The following is a 13,220-nucleotide window of genomic DNA, read 5'->3' as shown; positions in this document are numbered from 1 at the left end:
ATCAGGCCGGACGAAACTCGACCGTCAGGTGGCTGACTTCGTGCACCGGCTTGAGACGTTCACGAATGCTGTCGGCGCTTGCCGTGGCTTCGCCAAGGACGCTGACGATGGCCGCATGGGCTTGCGGCCCGACTCGCCACACGTGCAAGTCCGTGATGGTGGCATCCCCCGGTTTCTCGACCCGTTCGCGGATTTCCTCGGCAACGTGCGCATCGGTCTGATCGAGCAGCACGCCTGCGGTGGTCCCCATCAAGGTCCAGGCCCAACGCGCGATAACGATGGCGCCGACGATGCCCATGACCGGGTCCAGCCATACCCAGCCCAGATACCGGCCGGCGAGCAGTGCAACAATGGCCAGAACCGAAGTCAGCGCGTCTGCGATGACGTGGACGTAGGCTGATTTCAGGTTGTTGTCGTTGCCGTGATGGGCATGGGGATGGGCATGGCCGTGATCCTCATGATCGTGTCCATGACTGTGTCCATGACTGTGATCGTAGCCCAGCAGCAGGGCACTGACGATGTTGACGATCAAACCGGCAATCGCGATGAGCGTCGCGGTGCCGAACTGAACCTGCGTTGGCTGCAACAGGCGCATGACAGATTCAACGCCAATGCCCAGGGCGACCATACCGAGGATCAGCGCCGAGGCGAACCCGCCCAAGTCTCCAACCTTTCCGGTACCGAAACTGTAGCGCTGGCTGTAGGCATGGCGCTTTGCGTATCCGTAAGCGGCCGCCGAGATGCCCAATGCGCCGGCATGGGTTGCCATGTGAAAACCATCGGCCAGTAGCGCCATCGAGCCCGTGATGTACCCGGCGGTGATCTCGCCAATCATCATCACAACGGTCAGTGCCACAACCCAAAGCGTGCGCCTGGCATTTTCGTCGTGCGCCGGGCCAAGGAACACGTGGTCGTGCCTGTAGTTGATGTGGGGGCTGCTCATGATGTCTACCTGGATGCGTTCACTTGGAGTAACGGCGAATGGCTTCAAGCAACTCTTCGACGCCCTTGTTGCGCTCCGCTTCGCTCAGCGCAGGGTTCGCGACATGCTCGCGCGCGTGGTCCTCGATGATTTCTTCCATCAAGCCGTTGATGGCGCCGCGAGTGGCGGCCACAAGGTGCAGTGTCCTGGCGCAATCGAGATCCGATTCCAGTGCGCGTTCAACGGCCTGGATTTGTCCGGCGATGCGTTTTACACGCTTGAGAAGATCGTCTTTGTTTGCTGCGATATGGCCCATTGGATGGATACCCCCTCTACCTATGCTTTGCGCATGATAGGCATACCCCCTATACCTATGCAAACAATAAGCAACCTGTGGCGAGGGAACTTGCTCCCGCTGGGGCGCGAAGCGGCCCTAAAAATGCGACTGCTGCGCAGTCCAGCGGGACGGTGCGGCGATCCGACAAGAACTCCCTCGCCACAGATTCAGTGTTCATCCTTAAGTGAACAGCATCAGGCTGTAGACCTGACTTTGCGACAGGGCAGGCGTCAGGCTGCCATATGGGTTGCAGCCCATTGCTTTTTGCAACTGGCTTTCATCGCTTCCATTTGCTCGCCGAGGTCGTCCAGCCTGGATTTTCCCAATAGTTTTTTCGCCTGAGGAAACATTTCGGTTTCCTCCTCTTCAATGTGGTGCTCCAGCAGCTCTTTGACGACCTTCACCCGCCCGGCAAATTCCGGCGTGCCTGGATCAGTCTGCTTCAGATCCGGTAATACCAGCGAGTCGACAGTGCGATGTTCTTCCTTCGCCTCGAAGTACATGACGTCCTGCTCCTTGGTCCCTGCCGCCTTGAAGGCTGGGTAGAGGATTTCTTCTTCCAGTTTGGTATGGATGGAAATCTCCATCTCCAGCTTATCCAGAAGGTCAGTGCGTTTCTTGATCGCTTTATCAGTCGACTCGCTCAATTGAGCAAGAATGGTTTTCACGGTTTGATGATCGGCTTTCAGAAGGTCAATCGCGTTCATGTTGGCTGCCTCAGCTAGCGTGGAATTGAGCCTCAACGGGATGTGGCATTGAGGCGTCCCGGTAGCTATCGCATTTCCTGTGCCAAGGACATTCGCCAGCCAATACGCCGGTAAACAAGGGCTTGCGATCCGTGTTCATCATCTGGGGCGTGCAGTCTGCAAGAAAGGGCGATTTGAGCATTGCAGATTCACATACGGACAGGTTCTTGCGGTGCGACGAATGTTCAATCACTTGCGAAGTGTCATGCCTGTCACTGCCGCAACATCCGGCGCCGAAGAGCGGCGCCAGTACATTGATCAGCAGATCGATGCGATATCACCCCCTGCACAAAACGGATAGCGATCTGCGCAAAGCGGATATTGGCCCCCTCGCGCTCTCAATACCCTTGATTTGCATCCTGCGTAACAGTGCTTTGCATGGCAGGCAACAATGCGGCCGCCATCGGTGAACCGTTGCCCGCACCGCTCACAGCCGCACGCTCAAACGAACAAACGAACAAACGAACAAACGAACAAACGAACAAACGAACAAACGAACAATAAAAAATAACAACAAGAGACCGATGTCATGCGAAAAATCGATGTACACGAGGTTATCGACAACGCACGTTTCAACCGCTTTCACTGGATGGTTTTGTTCTGGTGCGCCCTGATCATCATCTTCGACGGCTACGACCTGGTGATCTACGGGGTGGTCTTGCCGACGCTGATGAAAGAGTGGGGATTGAGCCCGCTGGAGGCTGGGGCGCTGGGCAGCTATGCGCTGTTTGGCATGATGTTCGGTGCGCTGTTTTTCGGGCCGCTGTCGGACAAGATCGGGCGCAAGAAAACCATCACCCTTTGCGTGATGCTCTTCAGCGGCTTCACCGTGCTCAATGGCTTTGCCACAAGTCCGACTACGTTTGGCATCTGCCGGTTCATTGCCGGCCTTGGCATCGGCGGCGTGATGCCCAATGTGGTGGCGCTGATGAATGAGTACGCGCCAAAGAAAATTCGCAGCACCCTGGTCGCCATCATGTTCAGCGGCTATTCGGTGGGCGGCATGCTCTCGGCGGGCCTGGGGATTGTGCTTATTCCCAGCTTCGGTTGGCAGGCTGTGTTCTACGTGGCAGGGCTGCCGTTATTGCTGCTGCCGTTGATCATGTATTTCCTGCCGGAATCGGTGGGTTTCATGCTGCGTCAGGGCCGCAACGAAGAGGCGCGCAATGTACTGCAGCGGGTCGACGCACGCTACATCGTACAGCCCGACGACATCCTGCACATGACTGAGGTGAAGGGGATCGGCACCCCTGTGTTGCAGCTGTTTCGCGAAGGCCGCGCCTTGCGCACCCTGATGCTTTGGTTGGCGTTTTTCTGCTGCTTATTGATGGTCTACGCCTTGAGCTCCTGGCTGCCGAAACTCATGGCCAACGCCGGTTATAGCCTCGGCTCAAGCTTGTCCTTCTTGCTGGTGTTGAACTTCGGCGCGATTTTCGGTGCGGTGGGTGGGGGCGTATTGGGCGATAAGCTCAACCTTCCAAGGGTACTGGCGGTGTTCTTTGCCATTGCCGCGGTGTCGATCACCTTGCTCGGATTCAAAAGTCCAACCCCTGTGTTGTACCTGCTGATCGCCATCGCTGGCGCCACCACCATTGGTTCGCAAATCCTGCTGTATGCCTGTGCTGCGCAGTTCTATTCCATGGCCATTCGTTCCACGGGGCTTGGCTGGGCGTCGGGGATTGGCCGTAACGGAGCCATTGTTGGCCCTCTGTTAGGCGGTGCGTTGCTGGGAATCAGTTTGCCACTGCAACTCAACTTCATGGCGTTCGCCTTGCCGGGTGCGGTGGCTGCCCTCGCCATGACCCTGTATGCCATCAGCAGCGAGCGTAACGCCTCCAGCGTTGGCGAGCCGCTGTCGGCGGCCAAGGCCTGAGTCCGCAAGGAGCTGTTTGATGAAAGGCTTAATGCGTGACTTTTCACTGTCCGCTGCAGTTGCAGGCTTTATTGCCACGGTGATCTCGTATGCGGGGCCCCTGGTGATCATTTTCCAGGCGGCGGACACTGCGCATCTGTCTCGCGAACTGCTGTCGTCCTGGGTCTGGGCGATCTCCATTGGCAGTGCGCTGCTGGGGATCGGCCTGAGCCTGCGTTACCGCGTGCCGATCATCATTGCTTGGTCGGCACCCGGCTCGGCCCTGTTGGTGGCGTTGCTGCCGGGCATTTCGATGAACGAGGCCGTCGGCGCTTATCTGCTGAGTAGTCTGATTATCTTTCTGGTAGGCCTCTCGGGCGCGTTCGACCGCGTTATCAGCAAGCTGCCCGGCGCCATCGCAGCGGCAATGCTCGCGGGAATTCTGTTGCGTTTTGGCACCGGCCTGTTCGTGTCATTGCAAGGCAAGCCCGGGTTGGTGCTGGCAATGTTCACCACCTACCTGGTGTGCAAACGGCTGCTGCCGCGATACGCGGTGATGGCGGTACTGGTGGTGGGCTGTGCCATCGCCATGCTCACCGGACAATTGCACCGCGAAGCCCTGGTGATCGGCCTGGCGACGCCGGTGTGGATCGCCCCCCAGTTCAGCCTGGGTGCAACCTTGAACGTCGCCTTGCCACTGGTGATGGTGGCACTGACCGGTCAGTTCGTGCCGGGCATGGCCGTGTTGCGCGCCTCGGGTTACACCACACCGGCCAGTCCGATCATCGCCTGCAGCGCGCTGGGCACGGCGCTGTTAGCGCCGTTTGGCTGCCACGGCCTCAACCTGGCGGCGATCACTGCCGCCATCTGCACGGGCCGCGAGGCCCACGAAGACCCGGGCAAACGCTATGTCGCCGGTGTCGTCGGCGGCTTCTGTTACCTGGTCTTGGGCATTTTCGGAGCGACCCTGGTGTCGTTGTTCGCGGCCTTTCCCAAAGAACTGATCGCCGCTCTGGCGGGCCTGGCCCTGTTCGCTGCAATTGCCGGTGCCCTGGCCAATGCCATGGCCGTGCCCAATGACCGTGAAGCGGCGCTGGTGACGTTCCTCACCACCGCCTCAGGCATGTCGCTGTTCGGGTTGTCCGCCGCGTTCTGGGGGCTGATTTTCGGCATGGTCGCGCACCTGCTGTCGAGTACGCGTCGGCCACCCCTTGCAACCGCAACCAGCCGCGCCCGGGAGATGACGCGCTGACCCGTTTTCGTAACGCCTTACCTATTCATAACAACAATAAGAGCACACCGATGAAGTCAACCATTCATGCAACTCGTACGCTATTGTCCACGGCTGTCGCCTTGGGTTGTTCCAGCCAATTGATGGCCGCGCAGGGCGGTTTTATCGAAGATGCCACCGCCACCTTGCAAGCACGCAATTACTACTTCAGCCGTGACTATTCGGACATTGTCGGCGCCAACCGGCAGTCGAAGGCCGAGGAGTGGGCCCAGGGCTTTATCCTCAATGCCAAGTCCGGTTACACCCCAGGGCCGATCGGCGTCGGCATCGATGTCATCGGCCTGCTCGGGCTCAAGCTCGACAGCAGCCCGGACCGGGTCAATACCGGCCTGTTGCCGGTGCACAGCGATGGCCGCGCGGCCGATGACTACAGTCGCCTGGAAGGCACGCTGAAGCTGCGTTACTCGAAGACCGAACTGCGCGTTGGCGAGTTGCAACCCAACTTGCCGGTGCTAGTTTTCAGTGACATCCGCCTGCTGCCGCCCAGTTACCAGGGCGCGAGCATCAGCTCCGCTGAGATCAATGGCTTGACGCTGCAAGGCGGCCATCTGAGCTCCACGCACCTGCGTAACGAGGCCGGCGACGAGAAGATGCAGGCCATGCTCGGCTACGTGCCCCAGCGCCAGGTCAGCAGTGACGCCTTCAACTATGGTGGCGGCGATTACGTCTTCAACGACAAACGCACCAGCGTCAGCGCCTGGTACGGGCAGCTGGAAGACATCTACCAGCAAGGCTTCCTGGGCCTGAAACACAGCCAGCCCCTTGGCAGTTGGACCCTGGGCGCCAACCTCGGCTATTTCGACGCGAAGGAGGATGGCAAGAAGCTGCTGGGCAATATCGACAACCAGGCGTTCTTCTCCCTGCTGTCGGCCAAGTACGGCGGCCATACCTTCTATGTCGGCTACCAGGGTATCTACGGAGAAAGCGCGTTCCCTCGGGTATTTGCCAACATCTCGCCGCTGGGCAACGAAGTGCCGACCTATGAATTCGCCTCCACCGACGAGCGTTCCTGGCAGGCGCGCTACGACTACGACTTCGCCGCCCTCGGCGTGCCGGGACTGACCAGCACCGTGCGCTACATCACCGGCAACAACGTCAACACCGGCAAGGGCTTCGAAGGCAAAGACCGCGAACGCGACCTGGACCTCGGTTACGTCGTGCAGAGCGGGACCTTCGCAGGGCTGGGTGTCCGGGTGCGCAATGCCATGGCGCGCTCCAATTACCGCAGCGATATCGATGAGAACCGGCTGATCCTGAGCTACACCTGGACGTTGCTGTGAGTGAGGCGAGTATGAGCAATAAAGTCTGGGCGCAATTGGCCCTGTGTGCAGCGGGTGGCGCAGTTGTGCTGCTCGCTGTCGGCAACGGCATGCACCTGATGTATGCCGGCATTATCGACGTGTTGCTGCTGGCAGCGGCGGTGCTTTATCACCGTCAGCCAGTACGGGTAGTCGAAGTGCCCGTGCAACGGGAACCAGATCTCGTGGAGTCCAGTGCGCCGGTCCCGCTACCGTCGCTGCAAGTGGTCGAGCGCATCATGTAGCGTTTGGCCAGTTTGCACGAGTTGGCACTGCAGGCAACCCGGATAGCGGTCTGAACAACGTGGCTTGCCGGTCTCTCAAACGCCCGAGCAAATGCCCATCACCTTGTAGGTCAACGTGTGCGTTTCACCCTGGTGGTCGATGTAGACCATGGTCGCCGGCACGACTTCGCATGCAGTCGAGGTATCGGTTACCGAGATGACCTTGGCGATATCCAGAGCTGGAGATGGTGTGACCGGGGTGCTTTCGGCGGCCATCACGGCGGTTGTGGTCAGGGCCAACAGTACACTCGACAAGGTCTTCATGTGTTTTCTCCGTGGTGTTTTGATGAGTGAATTTTATTCTTCTACAGGTAGGGATAAAGAGGGCTGTACTTGATGCTGCGTTACATCAGATGCAACAGTCATTGCCGTCGGAGGGTTCATGGATTTGCTTAACAGCCTGCGGGTATTTGTGCGTGTAGCCGACGCAGGCAGCTTTACCACCGCCGCACAGGCGCTGGACTTTTCCACGGCGCAAGTGTCTCGGCTGGTGGCTGATCTCGAGCAGCACGTGCAGGCACGTCTGCTGCAGCGCACCACCCGCCGGTTGAGCCTGACCGAAGCCGGCGAACGCTTCCTGTTGCGGGCGCGGCAAATACTCGACGACATGGCCGAGGCCACCGCAGAAGCGCGTGGCGCTCACCTGGAGCCCAATGGCCGGTTGCGTCTGCACTGTTTGACCGGGCTGGGCGTGCTGATGACGCCACTGATTGCCCGCTACTGCGAGCTCTTCCCGGACGTGGTGGTTGAATTGACCTTGTCGCAACGCAACCCCGACCCCCTTGAAGACGGGCACGACGTGGTCATCTCCATTGCCCAGGAACTGGCGGATTCACAATTCGTTGCCCAAGCGGTAGGGCGCATCTTCAGCATCCCTTGCGCATCACCTGCGTACATCGCGCGTCGGGGCCTGCCCACCCACCCCGAACAACTGAATGAACACTGCTGCCTGCGCATGATCGACCCGTTGTACGGCGATGAGTGGGTTTTCCGTGATGAGCAGGGCGAGCATTCAGTGGTGCCCGGCAAGACCTTCCAGAGTAACGTTCCCGAGGCGATGGTCAATGCGTCGGAGGCCGGGATGGGCATCAGCCTGCTGCCGTTCTACACCGTAACTCGGTCGCTGCGCGAGGGCACGTTGCTGCGCCTGCTGGGCGACCATCGGCTCAGGGAGCGAAACGTCTATGCACTCTATCCTTCCAAGCGTTTTCTGGATGCCAAGGTGAGGACCTGGGTGGACTTTCTCAAGGCGGAGTTGCCCGGGCTTTTTTCCGGACATGAGATCACAGCGAATGATGTTCGACACTGGGGAGTGGGCTAGCGCCAACGATCAAGCAAAACTTCGCAGTTTTGCTAAGTCTCGTGTCGGTGACGAGCCGAATTGACGACTATATTCGCGACTGAACTGCGATGGGCTTTCATATCCCACTTGAAATCCAGCGGCTGCGACGTCGAGGCCTTCAGAGATCATGAGGCGTCGCGCTTCGTGAAGGCGAAGTTGCTTTTGATATTGCAGGGGGCTCATAGCCGTTATGGATTTGAACCTGTGGTGGAGCGTCGAGGTGCTGAGATTGACGAGTTTGGCCAGCGAATCGATTTGAAGGGGTTTTGAGTAGTTTTCATTAAACCACTCAATTGCTCGTGTTACGCGATGCGCCTGGCTGTCAACGATCGCAATCTCGTGCAGCCTCTGGCCCTGTTGGCCACGCAAGAGTCGATAGAATATTTCTCGAATGGCTAACGGCGCCAGGGTGGGAATATCCTCCGGGCTTTCCAGCAGTCTCACGAGGCGCAGCATTGCATCGAGTAACGACGTATCTATTTTGTCCAGGAAAAGGCCACGGTTTTGCGCACCACTGGGCACGCCGATCGGACTTGCGTCGGCGATCAGTTGCGTAATTTCGCAGGGATCAATATCCAGGCGGATGCATAGGTATGGCTCCTCGGGAGAAGCTTCAATCACTTGGCCCGCTAAAGGCAGCGTCACGGAAACGACGAGATAATTCAGCGGATCATAGACGTAGCCTTCATCACGCAGTCGAACCTCTTTACGACCTTGAACAACAATACACAGACCTGGTTTATGAATTGTGTGAATCGCATCTGTAGGAGCATCACTTCTGATGAAGTGAAGCGGGGGCACTGCCGTCTCGAATACACCATACTCGGGCGCAAAACGTTGAATGATGGACGCCAGTTCGGTTCGACGTTTCGTAATTTCGGCATCGGACTGAATCAAAGGAAACTCCTTGAGAGTTGCTCACGTGTGGCGGGAGTCGGGACGTTTTTTCGGCAGTACAGCTTTATTAAATATCAAAAAAGCCCAGCTATTGCCGCAATGCTGTTCAGTTAAGGATTCTGTAGGAGCGAGCTTGCTCCGGGCGGCGTTCCGACGATGGACTCAAGAGCGCCGCGTTTAGTCAGTAAACACGCGGCATCGTTAACGACCATCGCGAGCAAGCTCGCTCCTACAGTGGATCATTCTCGCTTAACTGAACAGCATTACAGCTATTGCCGGGCTTTTTGACGGTTGTGCTTTCCAGCGCAAATAAGCTCTCTAACTCCCATCCAGCCATTAAAAAAAGCACCCCTTACTCCCGGATATCATGATTTTTCACAAGCATGAGCCTTCCTTATAGTCCTCCCAAGCCCACTTGGAACACGGTTGTGTTTCCCTTGATGCGAGACAACTTTATGGAAAACAAGAAACGCGCCGTCCAGGCTTCAGAGGTTGGGATGGGAACTCGAGTCGTATGGGGAGGAGAGCAGGTTCAACATCCGTACAATGCGACCCAAACCCCCATAGTGGTCAGCGCCGCCTATGGTTATGACGATATCGATAAGTGGTATGACGTGGCATTGGGAAAGGAGCCCGGCTTCATTTACAGCCGGATGAGCAATCCCACTGTCTCTGTCCTGGAAGATAAACTCTGTGAGCTCGAAAACGCAGAGTCGGCTGTAGCTTTCAGTACCGGAATGGCTGCAATCAGCGGTGTACTACACACCTTTCTGTCCTATGGGCAGCGCGTGATATCTACACGTGACAGCTACGGTGGCACGAACAAGATTTTTGAGGAGTTTCTTCCACGCATGGGCGTGGACGTAACCCTTTGCGATACGCTCGACACTGTGGCGCTTGAGCAGGAAATTGCTAAAGGCTGCAACGTCCTGTACCTGGAAACCCCCACGAACCCGACGCTGAAGATCGTTGATATTCGGCGGCTTGTGGCAGCGGCGAAGCGAGTGGGCGCTTTGGTTGTCGCGGACAATACATTCGCGACCCCTCTGAATCAGAATCCGCTCGCTTTAGGTGTTGATGTGGTTGTGCACAGCGCGACCAAATTCCTCTCCGGTCATGGTGATGTACTCGGCGGCGTGGTGTGCGGCGCCGAGCATTTGATGTCTCAAGTTCGCCATTACCGCGAAATCAATGGGGCCTCGCTGGATCCTTTTTCAGCGTACTTAATTATCCGGGGCATCAAGACTCTGGCCCTGCGTCTTCGCCAGCAACAGGCGAGCGCACAACTTCTGGCCGAGTACCTCTGCACCGAACCGCTGGTTGAGACTGTGAACTATCCGGGGTTGCCTCAACATCCAGGTCATGACATCGCTCGATCGCAAATGAACGGATTCGGCGCCATCGTCAGCTTCGTACTCAAAGGAGGCATGGACACCGTGACCCGTTTGTTACCGCTGCTCAGATATGCGCATCGGGCGGGCAATTTGGGCGCTGTCGAAACCATTTATGGGCCGGCACGGACGACCAGTCACGTGGAAAATACCCTGGAAGAGCGTCAGGCACTTGGCATTTCCGAAGGTTTGGTTCGAGTGTCCGTAGGTATTGAGGATTCGGCAGATTTATTGGCTGATCTAAAACAAGCCTTCGCTTTAGTGCGAAGTAAAAAAGGTGATGCAACCTTTCACGCTGACAGTGCTCAACGTTTCATTGAAGTAGAAGCCTGAATACGAGCAGGACTTTCGATATTCATCTTAAGCCCTTCATGAAGAATGAAAATAATAAAATCCAGCGACGACAAAATTGTACTGCCCAAAAGCCGGTTACAAGGTGTTTGTCCGAACATTTCATGAGAATAAAACTATGTCCACGCATATCGAAGATAATCAGCCCGATCCAAACTCGCGTTTCAAAAAGGAAATGCAAACACGCCACATCGTGATGTTGGCACTGGGCGGTGTGATCGGTACGGGATTATTCCTGACCTCCGGTTACACGGTTAATCAGGCAGGACCGCTCGGTGCGGTGATCGCTTACATCATCGGTGCGGTGATGGTGTATCTGGTCATGGTCTGTCTCGGTGAGTTGGCTGTGCAGATGCCGGAAACCGGATCGTTCAGTAGCTACGCAACACGCTACCTGGGCCCAGGTACAGGCTATACAGTGGCCTGGCTTTACTGGCTCACATGGGCAGTAGCGATCGGTTCAGAATTTACCGCTGCGGGCATACTGATGGTTCGGTGGTTTCCTGACACACCGGTCTGGATCTGGAGTGCGCTGTTTGCCCTTGCAGTCTTCTTCAGCAATGTTGTCTCTGTCCGGTTGTTTGCGGAGACTGAATTTTGGCTTTCTTTGATCAAGGTTCTGACCGTTATCACGTTCATTGCGATCGGCGCAGCGGCAATTTTCGGCCTTTTGCAAGTACAGAGTTTGCAGGGGGCGGGACTTTCCAACTTCACACGTGAAGGGCTGTTCCCCACCGGGTTCCTGCCCATTGCAATGACCCTCCTGGCTGTTTCCTTCGCATTTTCCGGAACCGAGCTGATCGGAATTGCGGCAGGTGAAGCACAGGATCCACAAACCAGCGTGCCCAAGGCTATCCGCACCACAGTGGTACGTTTGGCGCTGTTCTTCGTGGGGACAATTTTCGTCCTTGCGACGTTACTGCCACGCGAGCAAGCGGGGCTCGTAGAAAGTCCATTCGTCATGGTGTTTGAGCTGATTGGCATTCCATACTCAGCCGACATCATGAACTTCGTCATTCTCACTGCACTGATTTCCGCCGCTAACTCGGGGTTGTATGCAGCCTCGCGCATGCTGTGGACATTGAGCGATCAAGGACATATGCCTAAGCGCTACGCCAGGCTTTCCAGCCGGGGCACACCGGTGAACGCCATCGTTCTGAGTATGGCGGGTGCAGTGGCTTCTCTGCTTAGCAGTGTGTTCGCTCCTGATACGGTTTACTTGGCCCTGGTGTCCATTTCCGGTCTGGCGGTCGTCGTCGTGTGGATGAGCATTGCAGCAAGCCAGATCGCGTTCCGTCGTCAATACGTCGCCAATGGCGGACGAGTTGAAGACCTGCATTTCCGTGTGCGCGGCTACCCATGGGTGCCCATCGGTGCACTGTTGTGTTGTCTGCTGGCCTGTGTGGGTATCGCTTTTGATCCCGAGCAGCGAGTGGCGCTGTACTTCGGCCTGCCCTTTATCGCGTGGTGTTATTTCGTGTACTGGATCACTCGAAACAAGAGGGCAGAGCGGTTGGCTTTGGCCGCAGCTGTTCATTCCTCTGGCACCGCGTGAATTTCTCAGGCAATGATTGTGTATAGATAAAGTCCTGATGAGGTTGCGCCGATGAGTCAAAAGTCACTACCACCCTTGAACTGGTTGAGGGCATTCGAAGTATCGGCGCGTTATTTGAACTTTACCCACGCAGCGCAAGAGCTCCATTTGACTCAAGGGGCTGTGAGTCAGCAGATCCGTCAGTTGGAAAGTCACCTCGGGGTGGCGCTGTTCAAGCGCTTGCCCCGAGGGCTTGGCTTGACCGAGGAAGGGCAGTCGTACCTGCCTGTCGTCCAGGACGCGATCAGTCGCCTCGCCGTCGGCACCAACGAGATTTTCGGCCAGCACAATCGAAGACATTTGAAAGTGCGTGGCAGTCTTTCCTTTCTTCACTATTGGTTGGCCCCCCGACTCGCAGATTTTTCTCGGGAGTACCCCCAGATTGATATTCGATATATCAGCAACATCTGGGTGAAAGAACCGGATGGCGAGGATGACCTGGAGATTCGCTGGGGATGCGGTTCGTGGTCAGGCTTGCACGCTCAGCGATTGACCTGGGACATCCTTCAGCCTGTTTGCTCCCCAGAGCTCATGGCCAGCTCACCCATACATGAGCCTCGCGACTTGATGAACCATTCTCTGCTGCATGTTCTGGGGTACGAAGAGGGTTGGGGTTACTGGTTGAAGCGAGTTGGAGCAGACGACGTCGACTATTCCCGCGGCCTTCAGTTTGACACGCTGATTTCCACGATCCGCATGGCCGAATTGGGGCAGGGCGTTGCGCTGGCACGGTCTTCGGTGGTCGAGGATTTGCTCAAGACTGGGCAATTGGTTGCGCCGTTCAGTCACCGAATCGAGGCCAGCGAATCTTTTTATCTGGTGCACGAACAGAGCGAAGCGCTATCGCCTGATGCCGCAAATTTTTCTACCTGGCTGGTGGCTCAAGCCCATCGCCTTTTGTAATACCGATTGGGA

13 protein-coding genes are annotated in these 13,220 nt (G+C 56.9%); 8 read left to right on the top strand and 5 right to left on the bottom strand.

Annotated features, from left to right (window positions below; translation table 11 throughout):
* Position 1: 1 nt before the first annotated feature.
* From dmeF to PPUTUW4_RS13500, 3 genes are all read right to left on the bottom strand, one after another.
* Positions 2-943 carry a CDF family Co(II)/Ni(II) efflux transporter DmeF gene (dmeF, locus tag PPUTUW4_RS13510; protein WP_015095162.1) on the bottom strand — a complete coding sequence of 314 codons (942 nt, stop codon included), beginning with the start codon at positions 941-943 and terminating at the stop codon, positions 2-4.
* Positions 944-962: 19 nt separating this feature from the next.
* Positions 963-1,238, bottom strand: coding sequence for a metal/formaldehyde-sensitive transcriptional repressor (locus tag PPUTUW4_RS13505; protein ID WP_007974809.1), 276 nt, complete (start codon positions 1,236-1,238; stop codon positions 963-965).
* A 251-nt stretch (positions 1,239-1,489) separates the two neighbouring features.
* Positions 1,490-1,966 carry a hemerythrin domain-containing protein gene (locus PPUTUW4_RS13500; protein ID WP_015095161.1) on the bottom strand — a complete coding sequence of 159 codons (477 nt, stop codon included), beginning with the start codon at positions 1,964-1,966 and terminating at the stop codon, positions 1,490-1,492.
* A gap of 568 nt (positions 1,967-2,534) precedes the next feature.
* Between PPUTUW4_RS13500 and PPUTUW4_RS13495 the strand changes: the two genes are divergently transcribed.
* Genes PPUTUW4_RS13495 through PPUTUW4_RS13480 form a run of 4 tightly spaced genes read left to right on the top strand, consistent with a single transcriptional unit; the run spans position 2,535 to position 6,691 of the window.
* Entirely contained in the window at positions 2,535-3,878 is a 1,344-nt protein-coding gene (locus PPUTUW4_RS13495; RefSeq protein WP_015095160.1) for an MFS transporter, read from the top strand.
* Between the two features lie 19 nt (positions 3,879-3,897).
* Positions 3,898-5,109 (top strand): benzoate/H(+) symporter BenE family transporter, encoded by a 1,212-nt coding sequence (locus PPUTUW4_RS13490; RefSeq protein ID WP_015095159.1) that lies wholly within the window; start codon positions 3,898-3,900, stop codon positions 5,107-5,109.
* A gap of 50 nt (positions 5,110-5,159) precedes the next feature.
* The gene (locus PPUTUW4_RS13485) at positions 5,160-6,428 is read left to right on the top strand and encodes an OprD family porin (RefSeq protein ID WP_015095158.1); all 1,269 of its coding nucleotides are present in this window, start codon (positions 5,160-5,162) and stop codon (positions 6,426-6,428) included.
* Between the two features lie 11 nt (positions 6,429-6,439).
* Entirely contained in the window at positions 6,440-6,691 is a 252-nt protein-coding gene (locus PPUTUW4_RS13480) for a hypothetical protein (RefSeq protein WP_015095157.1), read from the top strand.
* A 75-nt stretch (positions 6,692-6,766) separates the two neighbouring features.
* Here the strand turns inward: PPUTUW4_RS13480 and PPUTUW4_RS13475 are convergent, their stop codons facing one another.
* Positions 6,767-6,994, bottom strand: coding sequence for a DUF2790 domain-containing protein (locus PPUTUW4_RS13475; protein ID WP_015095156.1), 228 nt, complete (start codon positions 6,992-6,994; stop codon positions 6,767-6,769).
* 118 nt (positions 6,995-7,112) lie between these two features.
* Here PPUTUW4_RS13475 and PPUTUW4_RS13470 point away from each other — a divergent pair, with 118 nt between their 5' ends.
* Complete coding sequence (locus PPUTUW4_RS13470; RefSeq protein ID WP_015095155.1) at positions 7,113-8,051, top strand: LysR family transcriptional regulator; 939 nt, start codon at positions 7,113-7,115, stop codon at positions 8,049-8,051.
* A gap of 9 nt (positions 8,052-8,060) precedes the next feature.
* Here the strand turns inward: PPUTUW4_RS13470 and PPUTUW4_RS13465 are convergent, their stop codons facing one another.
* Positions 8,061-8,969: an AraC family transcriptional regulator gene (locus PPUTUW4_RS13465; RefSeq protein WP_015095154.1), complete on the bottom strand. Its 909-nt coding sequence runs from the start codon at positions 8,967-8,969 to the stop codon at positions 8,061-8,063.
* A 455-nt stretch (positions 8,970-9,424) separates the two neighbouring features.
* Here PPUTUW4_RS13465 and PPUTUW4_RS13460 point away from each other — a divergent pair, with 455 nt between their 5' ends.
* The 3 genes from PPUTUW4_RS13460 to PPUTUW4_RS13450 all read left to right on the top strand — a co-directional run bounded on the left by PPUTUW4_RS13460 (position 9,425) and on the right by PPUTUW4_RS13450 (position 13,208).
* Positions 9,425-10,693: a cystathionine gamma-synthase family protein gene (locus tag PPUTUW4_RS13460; protein ID WP_015095153.1), complete on the top strand. Its 1,269-nt coding sequence runs from the start codon at positions 9,425-9,427 to the stop codon at positions 10,691-10,693.
* A 136-nt stretch (positions 10,694-10,829) separates the two neighbouring features.
* Complete coding sequence (locus PPUTUW4_RS13455) at positions 10,830-12,266, top strand: amino acid permease (protein ID WP_015095152.1); 1,437 nt, start codon at positions 10,830-10,832, stop codon at positions 12,264-12,266.
* 51 nt (positions 12,267-12,317) lie between these two features.
* Positions 12,318-13,208 (top strand): LysR substrate-binding domain-containing protein, encoded by an 891-nt coding sequence (locus tag PPUTUW4_RS13450; protein ID WP_015095151.1) that lies wholly within the window; start codon positions 12,318-12,320, stop codon positions 13,206-13,208.
* Positions 13,209-13,220 lie beyond the last annotated feature (12 nt).

It is taken from the genome of Pseudomonas sp. UW4, from assembly GCF_000316175.1.
Taxonomy (GTDB): domain Bacteria; phylum Pseudomonadota; class Gammaproteobacteria; order Pseudomonadales; family Pseudomonadaceae; genus Aquipseudomonas; species Aquipseudomonas laurylsulfatiphila.
The sequence above is the reverse complement of the archived record's forward strand: the minus strand, read 5'-3'. Positions and strand labels throughout refer to the sequence as shown.

Coding starts and splice junctions, on each gene's coding strand:
- dmeF (WP_015095162.1), bottom strand. CDS start 943: ATGAGCAGCCCCCACATCAACTACAGGCACGACCACGTGTTCCTTGGC.
- PPUTUW4_RS13450 (WP_015095151.1), top strand. CDS start 12,318: ATGAGTCAAAAGTCACTACCACCCTTGAACTGGTTGAGGGCATTCGAA.
- PPUTUW4_RS13480 (WP_015095157.1), top strand. CDS start 6,440: ATGAGCAATAAAGTCTGGGCGCAATTGGCCCTGTGTGCAGCGGGTGGC.
- PPUTUW4_RS13485 (WP_015095158.1), top strand. CDS start 5,160: ATGAAGTCAACCATTCATGCAACTCGTACGCTATTGTCCACGGCTGTC.
- PPUTUW4_RS13475 (WP_015095156.1), bottom strand. CDS start 6,994: ATGAAGACCTTGTCGAGTGTACTGTTGGCCCTGACCACAACCGCCGTG.
- PPUTUW4_RS13460 (WP_015095153.1), top strand. CDS start 9,425: ATGGAAAACAAGAAACGCGCCGTCCAGGCTTCAGAGGTTGGGATGGGA.
- PPUTUW4_RS13500 (WP_015095161.1), bottom strand. CDS start 1,966: ATGAACGCGATTGACCTTCTGAAAGCCGATCATCAAACCGTGAAAACC.
- PPUTUW4_RS13490 (WP_015095159.1), top strand. CDS start 3,898: ATGAAAGGCTTAATGCGTGACTTTTCACTGTCCGCTGCAGTTGCAGGC.
- PPUTUW4_RS13495 (WP_015095160.1), top strand. CDS start 2,535: ATGCGAAAAATCGATGTACACGAGGTTATCGACAACGCACGTTTCAAC.
- PPUTUW4_RS13455 (WP_015095152.1), top strand. CDS start 10,830: ATGTCCACGCATATCGAAGATAATCAGCCCGATCCAAACTCGCGTTTC.
- PPUTUW4_RS13470 (WP_015095155.1), top strand. CDS start 7,113: ATGGATTTGCTTAACAGCCTGCGGGTATTTGTGCGTGTAGCCGACGCA.
- PPUTUW4_RS13505 (WP_007974809.1), bottom strand. CDS start 1,238: ATGGGCCATATCGCAGCAAACAAAGACGATCTTCTCAAGCGTGTAAAA.